This is a genomic window from Streptomyces sp. NPDC032126 (assembly GCF_055580085.1).
The window spans coordinates 144408-162445 of the sequence record NZ_JBVIMA010000005.1; the positions used below are offsets into that span (position 1 = coordinate 144408).

The following is an 18038-nucleotide window of genomic DNA, read 5'->3' on the forward strand; positions in this document are numbered from 1 at the left end:
CTGACGCCGAGGGGCCCGGAGGCACACGCCTCCGGGCCCCTTCGCTCGCCCGTACGAGCAGCGCGCCGCCGTCAGTCGTGCGGGTAGGTGTTGATCACCTTGCCCTCGGGGGTGGCCGACAGATAGCCCGCGCCGTAGTCGTCGGACAGGTACACCGCCATGTTGGGTTCGGTGTCGAAGATCGTGGAGGCGGGGTTGATCACCAGGTAACGGCTGGTGGGGGACGGCACGTTGAGCGTGCGGTCGGCCTTGGCGAACAGGGCGGGCACCGCGTTCCAGTTGAACAGCCCCAGATCGACAGGGGTCTCGCCGCTCATGACCGTACCGCCCGGGCCGTCCTTCACCGCCACGTCCCCGCCGTCGTACCGGTACCGGTCGTAGAGCTTGGGGCGGCCCTTCACCGGGACCTCGGCGATGGCGTAATCCCCGTAGACCGTCAGGTCGGTGACCTGCGAACCGCCCGTCGCGGCCTTCAGCTTCTCCACGGTGGTGCGCAGGCCCTCGGCGGTCAGCAGGTCGACGGAGTCCTCCGGGCCGTCGGCCGCCGGAGTGGCCCCGCCGCCGTGACCCGCGGTCGCGCTGACCGAGGCGCTGCCGGTGGCGTGCCCGGCGCCGGTCGTACCGCCGGCACCGCCGGAGTCGTCACCGGAGTCCGGCAGCAGGGCCCACACCAGAACGCCGGCCAGGACCACACCGGCGACGGCGGCCGAGACGGCCGGCACCCGGGTGCGCCGGACCCGCTGCGCGGCCGTCGTGTCCCGCACCGGGACACCCGCCGTGCCGGAGGGCGCGGCGGGCGGCGGCAGGTGGTAGGAGGTCGCCGGGGCGGGCGGAACGGCCGGTGCGCCCGTCGTGGCGGGAAGGCCGGCCTCGACCTCGGCGAGCATGCGGTCGACCGCCTCCGCGTCCGGCCGGGCCTGCGGATCCTTCACGAGCAGGGCCGTCAGTACGGGGGTGAGCGGGCCGGCCTGACGGGGCGGGGGCACGTCCTCGCTGAGCACGGCGGCGAGCGTGGCGAGGGTGGAGGAGCGGCGCAGGGGGTGATGGCCCTCCACCGCGACGTAGAGCATCATCGCCAGCGACCAGAGGTCGGCCGAGGGCCCGCCGTCCTTGCCGCTGACGCGCTCCGGGGCCATGTAGTCCGGGGAGCCGATGACCGTGCCGGTCGCGGTGAGGCTGGTGTGCTCGCGGACGGCGGCGATGCCGAAGTCGGTGAGGACGGGTCTGCCGTCCGGGCGCAGCAGGACGTTGGCCGGTTTGACGTCCCGGTGCTCGATGCCGACCGCGTGCGCCGCGCGCAGGGCCGCCAGCACCTCCCGGCCCAGCCGGGCCGCCTCGCGCGGAGTCATCGCGCCGCGCTCCAGGCGGTCCTGGAGCGAGCCGCCGGTGACGAGTTCCATGACCAGCCAGGGGAAGGTGCCCTCGCCGCCGTCGACGATGTGGTGGATGGCGACCACATTGGGGTGGTCGACGCGCGCGAGGGCGCGGGCCTCGCGCAGAACGCGCTCGCGCAACACCCGTGCGCCCTCGGGGTCGTACTCGGCGAGTCCCGGGTCGGACGGCCGGACCTCCTTGACGGCCACCTCGCGGTGCAAGGCCAGGTCACGGGCCCGCCACACCCAGCCCATGCCCCCGCCGCCCAGGCGCTCCAGCAGTTCGAAGCGGTCGTCGATCACCCGTGCGCCGGGTCCCCCTGCGTTCATGGAGGGGATGCTAGAGGGCGACGGGTACGAACGTGTGCCCGGGCCGGGTACCGAGACGGACACGCGGGCCGCGTGCGCGCTGCGAGGAGAACCCTTCGGCATGCTGTGAACCGGGGCCTCACCGGGTAGTTCTCCCTCAGCGCACCCGCGCGCCGCCCTCTCGACGACAAAAGGACACATGGCCTTGGCACTCGCGTACCCTGACGCTCCTTCAACTCGCCGCCCGGGTCGGTCGTGGACGATCCGGGTGACGGGCCACCGCGACCGGACCGCCTCCGTCAGCTGCTCCTCGGGCTGCCCCATGCCCGCCCGTTCCCGGGACGTCGCGTCCCTGCGCCGTTTCGCCGAAGCCCATGCGGCCGCCCACGCGCGGGCCGCCACCGTACGGCCCGACGCCGCGTGCGGCTGCCGCCAGCACAAGTGTTCCGCGCACGAGGGCACCCGGGTGTCGTGCGCCGGGAGCGTGGTGCTGGTGCTGCGCCACGACCCCGCGGTGGGCCAGGTGTGGACGCTCACCGAGGTCTGCTCGGCCTGCGCCCCGCTGATGACCCACGGCCGTGTCGTCGCGCACGCCACCCCGCGCGCCCGCCAGGCGCCCGACACACCCGCCGCCGAACGCCCGGCCGACGACCGGGCGACGCCTTCCGCCGAGGCCCGTACCGTTCCGGGCGGCTTCAGCGCGCCGGGCGCGGGGCAGCGGGAGGTGGAAGGACGGGGCGGAGGCTTCCGACGCCGCCGCGGCCGTCCGGGAGACGGCCGACGGGCGTGAGACGGCCGTCGCTCGCCGTGCGCATCGGGACGGGCGGGCGGGCAGGGCCCGCCCCGACGCGGATGGTGGGCGGGCCCTGTCCGTTCGACGATTCTGGGCGGTGCGCGCCCCGTGGGACACCTGTGTGCCGTCGCCGGCTGGTGTGCGCGGAACGCGCCCCGAGTGCGCCGCGCGCGCCCCGGGCGCGGGACGGAAGACATACGGATCGCGGCGCCCGTCGGCACACCCCCGCGTGATCGCGTACGCCGGACGGCGGGCGATACTGGGAGGTGCACGCCGTCCCCGTCCCCCAGATGGACTCATGCCGACCTCTTCCACCGATCGCCCCTCCATCCCCTCCACGGTGTGGCTGGCCCGGGGCCGCCACACCGGTTCCTCGCCGGAGCAGGACGTGCTGCGACACCTGCGGCGTCTGAAGGAGGAGGGTGGCGTCCTGGACTTCCTGGAGCTGCCCGAGGCCGAACGCGCCCCGGACCGGCGGGTGTTCGAGGCCCGCTGGATCGCCCCCGAGGATGTGACCGTGCGCGCCCGCCTGGAGGTCGCCGACGCGGGCCCCGGCCGCAGGCAGGGGCAGGAGCGGGGCCACACGTGGACGCTGGTCGCGGAGGCCGAGGGCACCTGGAGCCGGCGGTGGCCATCCCCCGCCACCCGGTTCTGGCCCGAGGAGCCGGTGTCGGACGACGGCTGGGACCACACGCCCGTACCCGGGCTGCGTTTCCGCGCCGCCAACCCCCTGCCCGGCGACGACAAGGACCTCAAGCGCGTCCTGCGGGCGGCGCTGCGCGACGACTGGAACATCCATCTGGTCGTGCACGAGGCCATGACGACCGACGAGCGCGGCCGCGAACCGCTCGTCCGCTTCCTGCCGCCCGGCCTGCGCGACCGCGTCGTCGAGCACCGCGCCGCACCGCACCAGCTGCGCGCGGTCAACTGGGCTCTGCGCGAGTCCGGTACGGAGGTACCGCGCGGCGGCGCCCTGGTGCTGCCCGGTCCGACGGCCGCCCCGGACGCCGACGCCCGGGACTTCGCCGTACGCACCGTTTTCCTGGACGGCTCCGAGCCGCTGGAGCTGGTGGACGCCGTGATCGGGTACGCGGCGGTGCCGAGGCCGCTGCCGGACGGCGCCGAAGAGGTCCTCGGCGCGCTCCGCGACCAGTGGCACCTGCTGACCCTGGAGGAGGAACTCGCCCGGGAGAAGCAGCTGGTGGCGATGTACGCGGAGGCGCTGGAGGCCATGACGACGTCCCGCGACCTGTACCGCGAGGCAGCCGAGCGGGCCCACGAGGCGCTGGCCGTCCTGCGGGAGAACGCCGGCCCGGCGGTGCCGCCGCCGGCCGAGGAGCCGCAGCCGTCCGCGCGCACCGCCGTGTCCCCCTTCCAGCAGCTGACGCGCACCCTGGAACGCCTCAAGGGCACCGGCCGGTCCCCCCGGCCCGAAGCCGAGGACCAGGACCGCTAGGGCCTCTCTTTCGGAGCCTGCCGGGGGCGCGGATCCGGCCCTCATGTGTCCGGGGACGGCGGGTGGCCCCTTCGATCCGTCCGCGCGGGCGGGTCGAAGGGGCCACCGGTCCCGTGTCAGCCCTTCTCGGTGAGCGGGGCCCGGTCGGTCGGCTGGAGGGCGAGCAGCAGGGCCGTCAGGGCGGCCAGCGCCGCGCACACGGCCACCGTCCCGGCGAGCCAGGGCGGCGCGACGGCGCTCTGCAGGACCCCGGACAGATCCGGCGTGCCGAACCGGCCGTCGAGGAGCGCCCCGGCGGCCAGCGCGGCCGGGACCAGGACCGCCGGCGCGAGTACCGCGACGGCGGGCCGCAGCAGCAGCGCCAAGCCCAGCAGCGCGCACAGCACGGCGGCGCCGAGGACCAGGCCGTACGCCCGGGTGGGCGCGCCGTCGGTGTGCAGCGGCGCGTGGGCGGCACCGCAGGCCACGAGGAGGACGGCGGCGAGCCGGGCGGGCCAGGCGGGCGGTCCGGCGGTCCGTGCGGGGACGGGCGCCGCCTCGACCGGACTGTATCTACTGTCGGGGCTGTCGGGGCTGTCGGGTGTGCCGGGCTGTGGCGGTGCGGCCGTCGGGTCGCCGCCGGTCGGCTGCTCGTTCAACTGTCCTATGAGCTCGACGAGTTCCTCGACAGGCCGGCGGGTGGCGGCGGTGCGCAGCGCCTCCTGCTCGCAGTGGGGTTCGAGGGCGGCGCGGTGCAGCAGCCCCATGAGGCGGCCGACCTCCTCCAGCGGGCGGCGTTCGGCCGCGGCGCGGATCACCTCGTCGGCGCCCTCGGCAGCCCGGGGCGGCCGGGTCAGCAGCGTGACCAGCCGGGCGACCTCCTCCACGGAGCGGTCCACTCCGGCGGAGCGCAGGGCATGGCCGGCGGCCCGCGCGTAGGCGGGCGATCGTTCCAGCAGGGTGATGAGCTGTGCGACCTCCTCCAGGGGCCGGTCGGCGACGGCGGCGCGGACGAGTCCGTCCACGGCCTCGGGTGGGGGTGCGGCGGCTGGTCCGTCCGGGGGTGCGGAGGAGGAGCGGGGCACCTCGCTCGGGGGTGAAGCGGTGGGATCGGAAGGGACTGACGGTGAGCGGGTGGTCATGCTGTGCTCCATGGAATGGGTGCGGCCGCTCATGGCCCCCGACCTGCGGCGCGCGGCTACCCTGCTCATTAGGGGGCACCCGGACGGACTCACGCCACTCGGGTGAGCCACAGGGATGAGACCTCCCGCGCACCCTGGCTCTCTCCCGTACCGCACGGCTGTGCGGCGCCGTGTGCGCGGCCATAGGGCGGCGTTCGGCGGGTAATCCGTCAGGGGGAGCCGCGTCCGGCGGCATCCGTTCCGTACTCCGGGGAGGCCCTGTGGACACGACCACCACTGTGATCGTCGTCACCTCGCTCCTCGCGGCCGCCGTCCTCGCCGTCGCCGTGGGACTGGCCGTACGACTGGTGCGCGCCCGGCGCGATCTGCGCCGGGCGGGACTGCCGACCGGGCCGCGCTGGGTGTTCTGGGGCGCGGTCGTCTATCTGGTGTTGCCGACCGATCTGCTGCCCGACCCCGTATATCTCGACGACGTCGCGGTGCTGCTGTTCGCCTTGCGCTCTCTGCGCGCCCCGCTCGCCGGGCGGGAGGGCGAGCCGGACCGCGACACCGCGTCCCCCGGTCGGCCGGGCGGCGGCACCGCCTGACGCCCGGTCAACCACCGCGCCCCCTTTGGCCGTCTCAGGTGCGGGGGGCGCTGCTCCGCGCCGCGATCACTGAGTGTAAGGAAACCAACCACTCGTTCGATTCGTATAAGTAAGAGGAAGCCCAGAAAGATCGACGGGCCCGGCGACGACGCGGCACTCGACGGCTTGGTCGGCGCAGCACCGAAGAGGGAGAGACATGCAACCGTTCGCGCTCAACTACGCACGCCCAGCGGCGGAGTTGGAGGTATCCACTCCGTATGCCTACGACTCCGGACTGCAGTTGAACGTACTCCTCGACGGGCGGATCGCCGCCTCGGACAAGGCCCTGCTCAGAGAACTGGGGACGACGACGTCGACCGCGGGTTCGAAGACCCACTTCGACGACTGAACGCGGACTCGGAACGATGACGGTGCTGATCCTGACCAGTGAACAGGACGTGACGGCGGACATGGTGGTCGTCCACCTCCACGCGTCCGGGGTTCCCGTGGTCCGGCTCGACCCCGCCGATCTGACCGGCGGGGTGTCCCTGTCCGGGGAGTATGTGCACGGTTCCTTCCGCGGCCACCTGTGGTCCGCGGGCCGGCTGATCGGTCTGGACGGCCTGCGGTCGATATGGGTGCGCCGGCCGGGGGTTCCGGCGTCCCGGGGGGCGGAGCCGTCCGACTGGCTCAGCGAGGAGTCCGCGCAGGCGCTGTACGGGATGCTGCGGGGCACCGAGGCACGGTGGATGAACCACCCCGACGCCGCCGTCCGGGCCCGGCACAAGCCCTGGCAGCTGCGGCTGGCGCAGCGCTGCGGGCTGCCCGTGCCGGCCACGCTGATCACCACGTTCCCCCAGGCCGCACGGGAGTTCGCGGAGCGTTTCCCCGATCTGGTGGTCAAGCCGGTGTCGGGGGCGCATCCGCAGGAGCCGCCGCGGGCCGTGCCGACCAGCAGGGTCGCCCCGGACACCGACTTCACGGCGGTGGCATTCGGGCCGACGCTGCTGCAGCGGCGGGTGGCCAAGCGGGCGGACATCCGGCTGACCGTGGTGGGCGAGCGGATGCTGGCCGCGCGCAAGGCGACCGCGCCGGACGCCGACCCGGACGAGGTCGACGTCCGCTTCTCCTCGGCGGCCACGCCCTGGACCGAGACGGAGGTCCCGCCACGGACCGCCGCCGGAGTCCTCGCCTATCTCCGGGAGGCGGAACTGGCCTACGGCGCCTTCGACTTCGCGGAGGACGCGGACGGCACGTGGTGGTTCCTGGAGTGCAACCAGTCGGGCCAGTTCGGCTTCGTGGAGGTCGAGACGGGCCAGCCGATCGCCCGCACGATAGCGGAGTGGCTGGCCACCCCGGTGCCGGCGGCCCCGGGTGACCGTGCGCGCTGTGGGGGTCCGCACGGGGCGGGGGCCGTGCGCTGACCGACGGGAGCCCGGCGGATGAGCGCGTTCAGGGCGCTGACCGGCCGGGCTCCTCGGGGCGGGCCTGGGGACGCAGGTCTTCAGGCAGCCCACACCCGGCCGCCTGTGCGTCGGGCTTGAAATCCACCCGCCCGCCCACCCGCACGCCCCCCTGTGCCACCCTCGCTCATGACCGGTCGGCGGTCCGTCCGTTCCGGCGTGCGGCAGTGAGGAGAGGCAGCGGATGCGTATCGGTTTGCTCGGCACCGGCCCCTGGGCCGGGATGGTCCACGCCCCGGTTCTGGCCGCCCACGACGGCTGCGAGCTGGTCGGTGTGTGGGGGCGGCGCGCGGAGGCCGCCAGGGAACTCGCCGGCCGCCACGGCACCAAGCCCTACGACGACGTGGACGCGCTGCTCGCCGAGGTGGACGCCGTCGCCGTGGCCCTGCCACCCGACGTGCAGGCCCCGCTCGCCGTGCGGGCGGCCGAGGCGGGCCGGCACCTCCTGCTGGACAAGCCGCTCGCCACGACCGTGCCGGGCGCGGAGGCCGTCGTACGGGCGGTTCGGGGGGCCCAGGTGTCCTCGGTCGTCTTCTTCACGACGCGTTTCCTGCCCGAGCCCGAGGCGTGGCTCGGCGAACAGGCCGATGCGGGCGGCTGGTTCACCGCGCACGCGCAGTGGCTCGGGTCGGTCTTCGCGTCGGACAGCGACGGCCACCCCTTCGCCACACCCTGGCGTCGCGAGAAGGGCGCGCTGTGGGACGTGGGACCGCACGCCCTGTCCGTCCTGCTGCCGGTCCTGGGGGACGTACGCCGGGTCGCGGCGGCGGCGCGGGGCCCGCGCGACACCGTCCACCTGGTCCTGGAGCATGCCGCGGGGGCCTCCAGCACGGTGACCCTGAGTCTCACGGCCCCGGCCGCGGGGGCCGGTGCGGCCCTGGAGCTGCGCGGGGAGGCCGGGGTGTCCGTGCTGCCGACGGGCGCCCGGGACGCGGGCGCCGCGTACGGCCGGGCGGTGGACGCGCTGCTCGCCGCCGTCTGCGACGGCCGGCCGCACGACTGCGACGCCGCCTTCGCGCTGCGCGTCACGCGCACGCTCGCCGAGGCGGAGGCGCTGCTGGCCGGTTGAGCGCGAAGGAGGCTTCGCCGCCGGGCTATTGATGGACCGTCAGCCCTGTCAGTCCCGTCAGTCCTCGAACGGCTCGTCGCTCCACCGGAACCAGGCCCGGTCCCCGTCGATGTGCAGCAGGAACTCGGCGACCGGGCCGTCGGGGGAGAACAGGGAGACGCGGCGGCTGATCTCGTCGTAGGCCGCCTCCCACGCCTCCACCGCCTCGGCGTCGTCCAGGTCGCCGTCCAGCAGGGCGAGTTCGCGGGCGAAGAGGGGCTCCACCGTCTCGTAGGCCGGGCCGGGGGTGAAGTGCCCCGCCAGCCAGGGGAAATCGGCGTCGTCGATCGTGATCTCCCCGGCCGGCAGTTCCCCGCAGCGCACGGTCCAGGTCTCGCCGTGGAACCCCATCCCCGCCTCCGTCACTCGCTCCCGCTCAGTCCCGTGGACAGCTTGTCACGGGGCGTCGAAGTGCGTCCTCTCCCGTACGACGGGACAGCCCGCCGTGGCGAAGTGCGCGGCCATGGGGGCGTTGCCGCGCTCCGCGAGGAAGTGCGGGCGACCCGCCACGGCCTGACCGAGTCCGCCCTGGGCGATGGCCTTGAGCGCGTGGCCGTCGAGGGTGGCGGAGTGGATGCGGCGCAGGGCGTCGAAGAAGACCTCGTCGTCCGGTTCGGGTCCGAATTCCAGTCGGCCGGGGCGGGCCGGCAGCCCGCACTCCGGGGTCCAGCGGTAGACGAGGCGTTCGATGAACAGGGTGAAGCCGGCCGCCTCGGCGGCGTAGCGGGCTTCGGCGGCGGCGCGCTGGACCGGGTCGTCGCGCCGGCCGGCCGGCAGGTTGATCTCCAGGCCGACCCGCCAGGGGGCGGTGCGCAGCAGTTCGGCTCCGGCCGCCTCCTCGCCGTCGGCGAAGTCGAACCATTCCGCGGTCAGCGGCTCGGTGTCCTCGGGGCCGCCCCACCAGGCGGCGCGGGCCACGACCCGGCCGTCGCGCAGGGCGACGCGCTTCCAGTCGGGCCGGTAGCGGACCAGCCGGTGGGTCTCGGCGGCGCGCAGGGGGTCGGGCAGGGTGTCGAAGAGTTCGACGTCGCGCTCGTCGAGCGCGCGGATGACCAGATCGGTCATGGATTCCTCCGGGATGCGATGGTGTGCTTGCGCTCCCGGGGCGAACGGATCGGAACGGATCAGTCGGGGCATTGATCTTCGGCGTGCGGGGATCACGCCAGGCGCCACCGGCACGGGGTGCCCACCGGGTTTTCCGCGACGGTTCGGAGGGACTCGGAGGCTTCCGCGTGCGCGCCCCGTGCGCGTGGTGGAGCGTGGGACATGTGCGAGGAGTGCGGGCGTGGGCGGCGCGCCCGGTCGGCGAACCGGACCGGCGGGGCTGGCTGCGCGGCGCGCCCCCACCGCCGTGGGTGCGGGTGCTGCCGCTGGCTCTGATCGCCGGCGTCGGCGTGGTCGCGCTGGTCGATCCGGACCCCATGGACCTGGGATTCCTGCTGGGCGCGATCCCACCCCTGGCCGTGCTGTCGTACGGCCCGCTGGCGACGGCGCTGCTGGGCGGCGTCGCGGTGGCGGTGCTCAATGTGCCGGTCTTCCACCTGAACCGGCCGGGCCAGACCGACCTGCTGACCGTTCTGTTCGTCGCCGTGCTGAGTGTGTTCGTGTCGTTCGTGCGGTCCCGGCGCGACATCCAGCTGGACACCGAGCGGGCGATCGCCGAGGCGGTCCAGCGCGCGCTCGCGCCGCCGGTGCCCGCGCGGGTCGGTCCGGTGCGCTGCGCCGGGCTGTATCGGGCGGCGGAGCGCGGGACGCTCGTCGGGGGCGACTTCTTCGACGTGCGGGAGAGCGGGCACGGGGTGCGGGTCGTGCTGGGCGATGTGCAGGGGCACGGGCTGCGGGCGGTGGCGACGGTCGCGGCGCTGCTGGGGGCGTTTCGCGAGGCGGTGCTGGACCAGCCCGACCTGGAGTCGGTGGCCGACCGTCTGGACCGGCGTCTGGAGGTGGACTCGGCGCGGGATCGGAACGCCGAACTGTTCGCGACGGCCGTGCTGCTGGAGTTCGCGCCCGACGCGGAGACCGTGCGGATCGTGGCGTGCGGTCATCCGCCGCCCGTGCTGCTGCGCGACGGCACGGCGGTGGACGTGGACGTCTCCCCGTGCCCTCCGCTGGGCCTCGGGCTGCCGGGCTCGTCCGCGCACGCCGGCCGCACCCTGTCCCTGAAGCCCGGCGACCGGCTCTTCCTCGCCTCCGACGGCGTCTCGGAGGCCAGGGACGCGGGCGGCATCTTCTACCCGCTCACGGACCGGCTGCCCGCGCTCGTCGACGACGATCCCGCGACGACGGCCCAGCGCGTCTGGGCGGATCTCGTACGGCACTCCCCCGCCGTCCGCGACGACGTCACGATGCTCGTCCTCGCCCCGGTACCTTCTCCGGGGCCTCGCTGACGGCCGCGCCGTCCTGGTCGCCCTCGGTGTCGATGTGCGGCAGGATCCGGTCGAGCCAGTGCGGCGTCCACCAGGCGTGGCGTCCCAGCAGGGTCATCACCGCGGGCACCATGAGCAGCCGTACGACGGTGGCGTCGATGAGGACGCTGACCGCGAGGCCGAGCCCCAGCATCTTCACCACGATGTTGTCGCTGACGATGAACGCCGCGAAGACGCTCACCATGATCAGGGCGGCGCAGGTGATGACCCGGGCGGTGATCTCCAGGGCGTGTGCCACGGACTCCTTGGCGTCGCCGGTGCGCAGCCATGCCTCGTGGACGCGGGACAGCAGGAAGATCTCGTAGTCCATGCTCAGGCCGAAGATGATCGCGAACATCATCATCGGCACATAGCTCTCGATGGGCACCTTGCCGTGCACGCCCAGCGCGGGCCCGCCCCAGCCCCACTGGAAGACGGCGACGACGACGCCGTACGAGGCCGTGATGGACAGGACGTTCAGTACGGCGGCCTTGACGGCGACGAGGAGGCCGCGGAAGACGGCGAGGATGATCAGGAAGGCGAGGCCGACGACCACGCCGATGATCAGCGGCAGCCGGCTCGCGACGATGTCCCGGAAGTCCACCTGGGCGGCGGTGGTGCCGGTGACATAGCCCTTGGCGGCGGTGCCGGAGACCGCGGCGGGCAGGGTGTCGTCGACGAGTCGGTTCGTCAGGTCGGTTGTGGTGGCGCTCTGCGGGGACTGGGTGGAGTAGACGGTGGCGATCAGGACGTCGCCGTCCTGGGTGGGCGTGAGCGGGGTGACGGCGGCGGCGTCCGGGACGGCGTTCAGGGTCTTCTGGGCCGTGGAGGTGAGCGCGGAGCGCTGGTCGGAGGGGACGGACGTCTGGTCGATGACGACGGTGAGGGGGCCGTTGGAGCCGGGTCCGAAGGCGTCGGTCATCAGGTCGTAGGCCCGCCGGTCGGTGAAGGACGTGGGGTCGGCGCCGTCGCCGATGTGACCGAGCTGGATGGAGAAGACCGGGATCGCGAGGACGGCGATGGTCACCACACCGGCCGACAGATACCGCCAGGGGCGGTGCTCGACGCGCTTGGCGTAGCGGTGCCAGGTGCCGTGGGGTGTGGCACCGGGTTCGGCGTCGGTCTCGGCGACCGGCTTGCGCACCCGGTAGCGGTCGATGCGTCTGCCGATCAGGCCCAGCAGGGCGGGCACCAGGGTGAGGGCGCCGACGACGGCGGAGACCACGGTGACGGCGGCGGCCACCCCGAGTCTGCCGATGAAGCTCACCCCGGACGCGGACAGGCCGGCCAGGGCGATGATCACGGTCGTGCCCGAGACGAGGACGGCCCGTCCGCTGGTGGCGTTGGCGTGTCCGGCGGCCTGGACCGGATCGGCGCCGTTCATCAGGTTCTGCCGGTGACGGGTGGTCAGGAACAGGGCGTAGTCGATGCCGACGCCGAGGCCGATCATGGTGGCGAGGGTCGGTGAGACCGTCGCGAAGGTGAAGGCGAGGGCGAGCAGTCCGAGACAGGCGAGTCCGGTGACCACGCTGACCAGCGCGGTCAGCAGGGGCAGTCCGGCGGCGATGACGCTGCCGAAGCCGATGAGCAGCACGACGATGGCGACCCCGAAGCCGATCAGTTCGCTGACCCGGTCGTCGGCGGCGGGTCGGGCGAGTTCGCCGAGGGATCCGCCGTACTCGACGTCGGCGCCGGCCGAGCGCAGCGGCGCGACGGCCTTGTCGACGCCGTTCAGGTAGCTGTCGCCGAGGGTGGAGGGCTGTTCGTCGAAGCGGACGGTGATGTATGCGGTCCGGCCGTCGCCGGAAACGGGGCCGATCTTCGAGGAGGTCGCGGTGAGGGGGTTCTGCACGGCGAGCACATGGGGGAGCTTCTGGAGGTCGCCCACGGTCGTCGACATGGGCGAGGAGAGGGCGCTCAGGGCCTTGTCGTCGTCGTGCAGGACGATCTGGGCGCTGTAGCCTCCGGCCTGCGGATCGTGCTTCTTCAGTACGTCCAGGCCCTTCTGGGACTGCACGCCCGGCAGGGAGAAGTTGTCCTCGTACGTGCCGCCGTGGGTCCGGTTGAGCACCTGCAGGGCGACCATGGCCACGAGCCAGGCGACGATGACGATCACGAAGTGCCGGGCGCACCACTCCCCGAGCCCTCGCAGGCCCCCCTTGGCTGACTGTCCGCGCCTCCCCGCGCGGATCCGGGTGCCTACCATGGGCGCCGACCTCTCCGCCGGGCGGGATGTCCGACCTCTCCATTGGACGCCCCTGGTACCGCGTCGGCATCTCGGGCCGGAAGGAGGGGCGATTCAGGCGGCTTGCGGATGCATAGTGTCCTCTCGCGCCGAATATGGTGATACTGGACCCGATGCGGACACCGAACCGGAGCATTCCTTCGGACCGAGGAGCGACATCATGCCGACATCACAGCCCTCCCAGGATCGGGTCACTCCGGACAACCTGCTCCACTCGTGCCCCAGCACGGACGTGACACCGGAGGACGTGGTCCTGGCCACGGGCAGGGACCTCACCCCGCGCAATATCGAATGGGCCCGGCGGAAGCTGGACGAGGACCCGAACGCCGTTGAGAAGCTGCTCCCCTGATCGCCTCTCCTCCCGGCTCCCGGCCTGACGTCCACGTGACCGGGCCGGGCCGCACGACGCGCGAACCGGACCATCGCACCGGCCGTTGACGGTTCACCCTTTCGGACGGGTGGGCGGGCTGTCAGACTGCGGAGGGTGCCCGACTTCGACATGCTCGTCCTCGGATCAGGTCCCGGCGGCCAGAAGGCCGCCATCGCCGCGGCCAAACTGGGCCGCCGCGTCGCCGTCGTCGACCGCCCCGACATGGTCGGCGGGGTCTCCCTCCACACCGGCACCATTCCCTCCAAGACCCTGCGCGAGGCGGTGCTCTACCTCACCGGTCTCACCCAGCGCGATCTCTACGGCCAGAGCTACCGGCTGAAGGAGGACATCACCGTCGCCGATCTGACCACGCGCACCCGGCATGTGGTCGGGCGTGAAGTGGACGTCATCCGCAACCAGTTGTCCCGCAACCACGTCGCGCTGTTCTCCGGCACCGGACGGTTCGTCGACGACCGCACGATCGCCCTGCGCGAGGCCGGCGGCCAGGAGCGGCTGCTCAGCGCCGAGCACATCGTCATCGCCACCGGGACCCGGCCCGCGCGGCCGGACAGCGTGGAGTTCGACGGCCGGACCATCCTCGACTCCGACAACGTACTGACCCTGGAGCGGGTGCCGCGGTCCATGGTGATCGTCGGCGCGGGTGTCATCGGCATGGAGTACGCGAGCATGTTCGCGGCGCTCGGCAGCAAGGTGACCGTGGTGGAGAAGCGCGCCGGGATGCTCGACATGTGCGATGTCGAGGTCATCGAGTCGCTCCGGTATCACTTGCGGGACCTGGCGGTGACCTTCCGCTTTGGGGAGACCGTCGCCGCCGTCGAGCGCCATCCGCGCGGCACGCTGACCGTGCTGGCGAGCGGCAAGAAGATCCCGGCGGACACGGTGATGTACTCGGCGGGCCGGCAGGGGCTGACCGATGAACTCGACCTGGAGCGGGCCGGGTTGACGGCTGACCCTCGCGGGCGGATCGCGGTCGACGAGCACTACCGCACGCGGGTGCCGCACATCTACGCCGTCGGTGACGTCATCGGCTTCCCGGCGCTGGCGGCCACGTCGATGGAGCAGGGCCGGGCGGCCGCGTACCACGCGTGCGGTGAACCGGTGGGGCAGATGCGGCCGTTGCAGCCCATCGGCATCTACACCATCCCTGAGATCAGCTTCGTGGGCCGCACGGAGGACCAGCTCACCGAGGACAGCGTGCCGTTCGAGGTCGGCGTCGCCCGCTACCGGGAGCTGGCGCGGGGCCAGATCATCGGCGACGCGCACGGCATGCTGAAACTGCTGGTGTCACCGGAGGACCGCACGCTGCTCGGGGTGCACTGCTTCGGCAGCGGGGCGACCGAACTGATCCACATCGGCCAGGCGGTGATGGGCTGCGGCGGCACGGTCGACTATCTCGTCGACGCGGTCTTCAACTACCCCACGCTCGCGGAGTCGTACAAAGTGGCGGCGCTCGACGCGACGAACCGACTGCGGCAGCTGGACCGGATCGGGGACTGACCGGCGCGGCCCGCTGCCGGATCGGCGGACGGCGGTTCACTCCTCGGTGACGTGGACCGCCGCCTCCTCGGCGCTCGCCGCGCCGCCGTCGATGCCCTTGTCCTCGGCGACCTCCTCCTTGGTGGCGTCGGTGCGGGCGCCCTCGTCGGGGGCGACCAGACGGCCGGCCCGCTCCTCGCCGGCCTCGGGGTCGACGAGCTCGCCCGTGCCGCCGGGGAGGTCGCCGATGCCGTCCCCGTCGGGAGGGGAGACGTCGGGTATCTCCCGGGCGAGGCGCTGGTCGAGGGGCTCGCCCTCGTGCTGTTCGGCGGCCGTGGTGCCGTGTCCCGTGACGCCGAGGGGCTTCTCGGGCGGCGAGTACCCCTCGTCGAGAGTTTCGTCATAGGTGCGTTCGTCGACCGCGTCCTGAGGGTCGAGGGGAGCCGCGTCCTGCTGCTCCTCGTTGCTTCCGGTGGGCTGGTAGACGTCGTCGCCCATCGCCTCGGGCTCGGTGCCCATGGGTGGCTCCTTCGCTCGCCGGGCATGCGGTGTCCCGGTCCGCGTTTCCCGCCTGCGGCGCCCCAATCACGGCACATGCCAAACGCACGCGCACAAACGGAGATTACCCGTCCGTCAATCTTGAAAGGTCAATGGCTGGGGCTATCATCACACGCACACTCGGTGTGACCGCCCGCCGACACAGCGGTGCGACGGGAGGTCGCCACGCCTCCCCCCGCCGACACCCCGAGGCCATCCCTCTCCCGGTGCGCGGCGGCGCTCCACCCCCCACCCCCCAGCGCCGCACGGCACCTCGGTGTCCGCGAGGCGTGCACGACGGAAAGCGGCACAGGCATGAGCAACAACAGCGGCCGAGGGTTGCAGGCGAACGCCCTCGGCACGTTCGACACCGTGGTCATGGCGGTCGCCGGCAGCGCCCCCGCGTACTCGCTCGCCGCGACGACGGCGGTGCTGGTCGGCGCGGTGGGCCTGGCGAGTCCGGCGGCACTGCTGTACTGCGCGATACCGATGCTGGGCATCGCGCTGGCGTTCAGCCGTCTCAGCCGGATCGATGTCAACGCGGGCGCGAGCTACTCGTGGGTGGGGCGCACGCTCCACCCCTTTCTGGGCTTCCTCAGCGGCTGGGCGCTGGTGATCTCGGCGACGATCTTCATGGTGGCGGGTTCGCTGCCGGCCGGTTCGATGACGCTCGCCCTCTTCGACGACGGCCTGGCGGACAACACCGCGCTGTCCACCCTGGTGGGCGCCGCCTGGTTCGTGGTGATGCTGGCCGTGGTGCTGGGCGGCGCCCGGCTCACCGTGCGCGCGCAACTGATCATGTCGGGCGTGGAGCTGGTGATCCTCGCCGTGTTCGCGCTGCTGGCGTTCTTCCACACCGACACCGCCCGCTCCTTCGATCCGTCGTGGCTGGGCTTCAGCCACTTCGACGGGGTGTCCGGCTTCGCGTCGGGCGCGCTGGTGGCCGCGTTCTACTACTGGGGCTGGGACGTGACCAGCAACCTCAGCGAGGAGACCCGCGACAGCCGCCGTACGACGGGACTGGCGGGCCTGATCGGGGTGGGCGTGGTCTTCCTGCTCTTCGAGGTGTTCACCATCGCGGCGAACGTCATCCTGACCACGGACCGGATCCAGAACAACGGCGCCGACGTGCTGGCGGTGCTGGGCGAGGAGATCTGGCCGGGCTGGGGCGGAAAGCTGCTGATCGTGGCGGTGATGCTGTCCACGATCGCCACACTGGAGACGACCCTGATCCAGGTGACGCGCTCCCTGTTCGCGATGGGCCGCGACCGTACGATGCCGGCCGCGCTGGGCCGGGTGCACCCTCGGTGGAACACGCCGTGGGTGGCGATCGCGGTGGTCGGCGCGGTGGCCCTGGCGATGTTCGTGGCCGCCAACGCGCTGGGCTCGGTGGGCGACATCCTGGCGGACGCGATCTCCGCGATCGGCCTGCAGATCGCCGTCTACTACGGCCTGGCGGGTCTGGCGGCGGTGGTCGCCTACCGCCGGACGCTGCTGAAGTCCCCGGCGAACCTCCTGCTCGGCGGGGTGTGGCCGCTGGGCGGCTCGGTGTTCATGTTCTGGATCTTCGCGGAGTCGCTGAGTGACCTGAGCACGGCGGCCGTCGCCATCGGGCTCGGCGGGCTCGCCGCCGGTCTGGTGCCGATGCTCTGGTACTGGCGGCAGGGCAGCGACTACTACCGGCCGGCCCGGCTGGACGCCTCCCGCACGGTCCTGGCCGCGTATGTGCCGGACACTCCCGCCACCCCGCACACCGCGTCGTACGAGGGCCTTCCCACCGACTTCTGAGGGAGGCCCCGATGGCGCGCGACCGCTTCGCCCTCGACTTCGACCCCGACTGCGGGGACACGGCTCTCTCCTCGACCCGGCACGACATCGTCATCGGCCGCTGGCAGGGCCTGCGGGAGCTGCTGCGGGCCACCGGCCCCGACTGGCTGGTGCGCGGGCACCGGGTGCGGCTGCTGGCGCAGGCGTGCGCGGGCAGTTCGACCGTGGAGACCTGGCTGGCCGCCGAACCGCACAGCGCCGACGCGCTGGTGCTGCACGCGGCCACGGAGACGACCCGCGCCTTCCAGGTGGCGATCGCCGCGGGCCGGGGGGCGCCGATCGACCAGCAGCGCGTGGACACCGCGGTACTGGCGTGCCGGGCGGCCGTCGACGCCTACCCGGAGGACCCGACGCCGTGGATCTCGCTGATCTCGGTGGCGCGGCTGTACCCGACCGGGGTACGGCGGCAGGAACTGGCGCGCTGGTGGGACGAGTTGCACCAGCGCGACCCGTACAGCATGGAGGGGCATCTGCAGGTCCTGCACTACTACTCCGCGCGCTGGCACGGGACCCATGGGCTGATGTACGACTTCGCCCGCGACGCGGCCGGGGTGGCGCCGGCGGGCTGCCCGCTGCCGGTGCTCGTCCAGTACGCGCGCGTGGAGGAGTACCGCTACGCCCTGGACGCGGCGAAGGGACGGCCCACGCCGGTGGGCGTGAGCCAGCACTGGAAGCACGACGGCGCCGTCAACGACCTGCGCCGCACCTGGGAGCGCTGGATCGCCCACCGCCCCGACACCCCGGTCGCCCCCGGCGAGCTGCGTGATCTCAACTACCTGACCCACGCGGCCTGTTCGGCGGGCATCGAGGAGATCGCGGCGCCCCTGCTGCGGATGGCGGGCCGCCGGGCGACCCGCACGCCGTGGTCGTACACCGGCGATCCGGCCCAGCAGATCCTGCGGTGGCGCAAGGAGTGGGGGCTGCGGACCTGACGAACGGGTGGAGCCGCGGACCTGACGAACGGTGGG

The 18038-nt window shown here is 73.1% G+C and carries 17 protein-coding genes; 11 read left to right on the forward strand and 6 right to left on the reverse strand.

Features of this window, described 5'->3' with window-relative positions:
* Window positions 1-71 precede the first annotated feature (71 nt).
* Window positions 72-1703: a serine/threonine-protein kinase gene (locus tag ACZ5NW_RS20145; protein ID WP_468745214.1), complete on the reverse strand. Its 1632-nt coding sequence runs from the start codon at window positions 1701-1703 to the stop codon at window positions 72-74.
* Window positions 1704-2004: 301 nt separating this feature from the next.
* Here ACZ5NW_RS20145 and ACZ5NW_RS20150 point away from each other — a divergent pair, with 301 nt between their 5' ends.
* A complete protein-coding gene (locus ACZ5NW_RS20150) occupies window positions 2005-2472 on the forward strand; it encodes a hypothetical protein (protein WP_468745215.1) in 468 nt (155 codons plus the stop codon).
* Window positions 2473-2773: 301 nt separating this feature from the next.
* Window positions 2774-3931, forward strand: coding sequence for a hypothetical protein (locus ACZ5NW_RS20155; RefSeq protein ID WP_468745216.1), 1158 nt, complete (start codon window positions 2774-2776; stop codon window positions 3929-3931).
* A gap of 116 nt (window positions 3932-4047) precedes the next feature.
* On the opposite strand, the gene ACZ5NW_RS20160 is transcribed toward ACZ5NW_RS20155, so the two are convergent.
* Complete coding sequence (locus tag ACZ5NW_RS20160; RefSeq protein ID WP_468745217.1) at window positions 4048-5052, reverse strand: hypothetical protein; 1005 nt, start codon at window positions 5050-5052, stop codon at window positions 4048-4050.
* A gap of 260 nt (window positions 5053-5312) precedes the next feature.
* Here ACZ5NW_RS20160 and ACZ5NW_RS20165 point away from each other — a divergent pair, with 260 nt between their 5' ends.
* The 4 genes from ACZ5NW_RS20165 (at window position 5313) to ACZ5NW_RS20180 (ending at window position 8150) form a co-directional block, all read left to right on the forward strand.
* Entirely contained in the window at window positions 5313-5639 is a 327-nt protein-coding gene (locus ACZ5NW_RS20165) for a YkvA family protein (RefSeq protein ID WP_468745218.1), read from the forward strand.
* A 196-nt stretch (window positions 5640-5835) separates the two neighbouring features.
* Window positions 5836-6027, forward strand: coding sequence for a putative ATP-grasp-modified RiPP (gene tgmA, locus ACZ5NW_RS20170; RefSeq protein ID WP_468745219.1), 192 nt, complete (start codon window positions 5836-5838; stop codon window positions 6025-6027).
* 16 nt (window positions 6028-6043) lie between these two features.
* A complete protein-coding gene (gene tgmB / locus ACZ5NW_RS20175; protein ID WP_468745220.1) occupies window positions 6044-7042 on the forward strand; it encodes an ATP-grasp ribosomal peptide maturase in 999 nt (332 codons plus the stop codon).
* A gap of 223 nt (window positions 7043-7265) precedes the next feature.
* Window positions 7266-8150, forward strand: a complete 885-nt coding sequence (locus ACZ5NW_RS20180; RefSeq protein WP_468745221.1) for a Gfo/Idh/MocA family protein — start codon at window positions 7266-7268, stop codon at window positions 8148-8150.
* A gap of 57 nt (window positions 8151-8207) precedes the next feature.
* On the opposite strand, the gene ACZ5NW_RS20185 is transcribed toward ACZ5NW_RS20180, so the two are convergent.
* Both ACZ5NW_RS20185 and ACZ5NW_RS20190 read right to left on the reverse strand, forming a co-directional pair.
* Window positions 8208-8540, reverse strand: a complete 333-nt coding sequence (locus tag ACZ5NW_RS20185) for a hypothetical protein (RefSeq protein ID WP_468745222.1) — start codon at window positions 8538-8540, stop codon at window positions 8208-8210.
* 45 nt (window positions 8541-8585) lie between these two features.
* Window positions 8586-9254, reverse strand: a complete 669-nt coding sequence (locus ACZ5NW_RS20190; RefSeq protein WP_468745223.1) for a hypothetical protein — start codon at window positions 9252-9254, stop codon at window positions 8586-8588.
* A 194-nt stretch (window positions 9255-9448) separates the two neighbouring features.
* Here ACZ5NW_RS20190 and ACZ5NW_RS20195 point away from each other — a divergent pair, with 194 nt between their 5' ends.
* The gene (locus tag ACZ5NW_RS20195; protein ID WP_468745224.1) at window positions 9449-10576 is read left to right on the forward strand and encodes a PP2C family protein-serine/threonine phosphatase; all 1128 of its coding nucleotides are present in this window, start codon (window positions 9449-9451) and stop codon (window positions 10574-10576) included.
* Here ACZ5NW_RS20195 and ACZ5NW_RS20200 read toward each other — a convergent pair.
* Window positions 10530-12800, reverse strand: a complete 2271-nt coding sequence (locus ACZ5NW_RS20200) for an MMPL family transporter (protein ID WP_468745225.1) — start codon at window positions 12798-12800, stop codon at window positions 10530-10532. The genes ACZ5NW_RS20195 and ACZ5NW_RS20200 overlap by 47 nt on opposite strands.
* A gap of 199 nt (window positions 12801-12999) precedes the next feature.
* Here ACZ5NW_RS20200 and ACZ5NW_RS20205 point away from each other — a divergent pair, with 199 nt between their 5' ends.
* Together ACZ5NW_RS20205 and sthA are read left to right on the forward strand one after the other, a co-directional pair.
* Window positions 13000-13188: a hypothetical protein gene (locus tag ACZ5NW_RS20205; RefSeq protein ID WP_468745226.1), complete on the forward strand. Its 189-nt coding sequence runs from the start codon at window positions 13000-13002 to the stop codon at window positions 13186-13188.
* A 135-nt stretch (window positions 13189-13323) separates the two neighbouring features.
* Entirely contained in the window at window positions 13324-14727 is a 1404-nt protein-coding gene (sthA, locus tag ACZ5NW_RS20210; RefSeq protein WP_468745227.1) for a Si-specific NAD(P)(+) transhydrogenase, read from the forward strand.
* A gap of 36 nt (window positions 14728-14763) precedes the next feature.
* Here sthA and ACZ5NW_RS20215 read toward each other — a convergent pair whose 3' ends face one another.
* Entirely contained in the window at window positions 14764-15225 is a 462-nt protein-coding gene (locus tag ACZ5NW_RS20215; RefSeq protein ID WP_468745228.1) for a DUF5709 domain-containing protein, read from the reverse strand.
* A gap of 333 nt (window positions 15226-15558) precedes the next feature.
* On the opposite strand from ACZ5NW_RS20215, the gene ACZ5NW_RS20220 reads away from it, so the two are divergent.
* Together ACZ5NW_RS20220 and ACZ5NW_RS20225 are read left to right on the forward strand one after the other, a co-directional pair.
* On the forward strand, window positions 15559-17031 hold the full coding sequence (locus ACZ5NW_RS20220) for an APC family permease (protein ID WP_468745229.1): 1473 nt from the start codon (window positions 15559-15561) through the stop codon (window positions 17029-17031).
* An 11-nt stretch (window positions 17032-17042) separates the two neighbouring features.
* Complete coding sequence (locus ACZ5NW_RS20225) at window positions 17043-18002, forward strand: hypothetical protein (RefSeq protein ID WP_468745230.1); 960 nt, start codon at window positions 17043-17045, stop codon at window positions 18000-18002.
* The last annotated feature ends 36 nt before the right edge of the window (window positions 18003-18038 follow it).

Excerpts from the sequence above, each read along its gene's own strand:
- ACZ5NW_RS20145 (WP_468745214.1), bottom strand. The coding sequence starts at position 1,703 with ATGAACGCAGGGGGACCCGGCGCACGGGTGATCGACGACCGCTTCGAA.
- ACZ5NW_RS20150 (WP_468745215.1), top strand. The coding sequence starts at position 2,005 with ATGCCCGCCCGTTCCCGGGACGTCGCGTCCCTGCGCCGTTTCGCCGAA.
- ACZ5NW_RS20155 (WP_468745216.1), top strand. The coding sequence starts at position 2,774 with ATGCCGACCTCTTCCACCGATCGCCCCTCCATCCCCTCCACGGTGTGG.
- ACZ5NW_RS20160 (WP_468745217.1), bottom strand. The coding sequence starts at position 5,052 with ATGACCACCCGCTCACCGTCAGTCCCTTCCGATCCCACCGCTTCACCC.
- tgmA (WP_468745219.1), top strand. The coding sequence starts at position 5,836 with ATGCAACCGTTCGCGCTCAACTACGCACGCCCAGCGGCGGAGTTGGAG.
- tgmB (WP_468745220.1), top strand. The coding sequence starts at position 6,044 with ATGACGGTGCTGATCCTGACCAGTGAACAGGACGTGACGGCGGACATG.
- ACZ5NW_RS20180 (WP_468745221.1), top strand. The coding sequence starts at position 7,266 with ATGCGTATCGGTTTGCTCGGCACCGGCCCCTGGGCCGGGATGGTCCAC.
- ACZ5NW_RS20185 (WP_468745222.1), bottom strand. The coding sequence starts at position 8,540 with ATGGGGTTCCACGGCGAGACCTGGACCGTGCGCTGCGGGGAACTGCCG.
- ACZ5NW_RS20190 (WP_468745223.1), bottom strand. The coding sequence starts at position 9,254 with ATGACCGATCTGGTCATCCGCGCGCTCGACGAGCGCGACGTCGAACTC.
- ACZ5NW_RS20200 (WP_468745225.1), bottom strand. The coding sequence starts at position 12,800 with ATGGTAGGCACCCGGATCCGCGCGGGGAGGCGCGGACAGTCAGCCAAG.
- ACZ5NW_RS20205 (WP_468745226.1), top strand. The coding sequence starts at position 13,000 with ATGCCGACATCACAGCCCTCCCAGGATCGGGTCACTCCGGACAACCTG.
- ACZ5NW_RS20215 (WP_468745228.1), bottom strand. The coding sequence starts at position 15,225 with ATGGGCACCGAGCCCGAGGCGATGGGCGACGACGTCTACCAGCCCACC.
- ACZ5NW_RS20220 (WP_468745229.1), top strand. The coding sequence starts at position 15,559 with ATGAGCAACAACAGCGGCCGAGGGTTGCAGGCGAACGCCCTCGGCACG.
- ACZ5NW_RS20225 (WP_468745230.1), top strand. The coding sequence starts at position 17,043 with ATGGCGCGCGACCGCTTCGCCCTCGACTTCGACCCCGACTGCGGGGAC.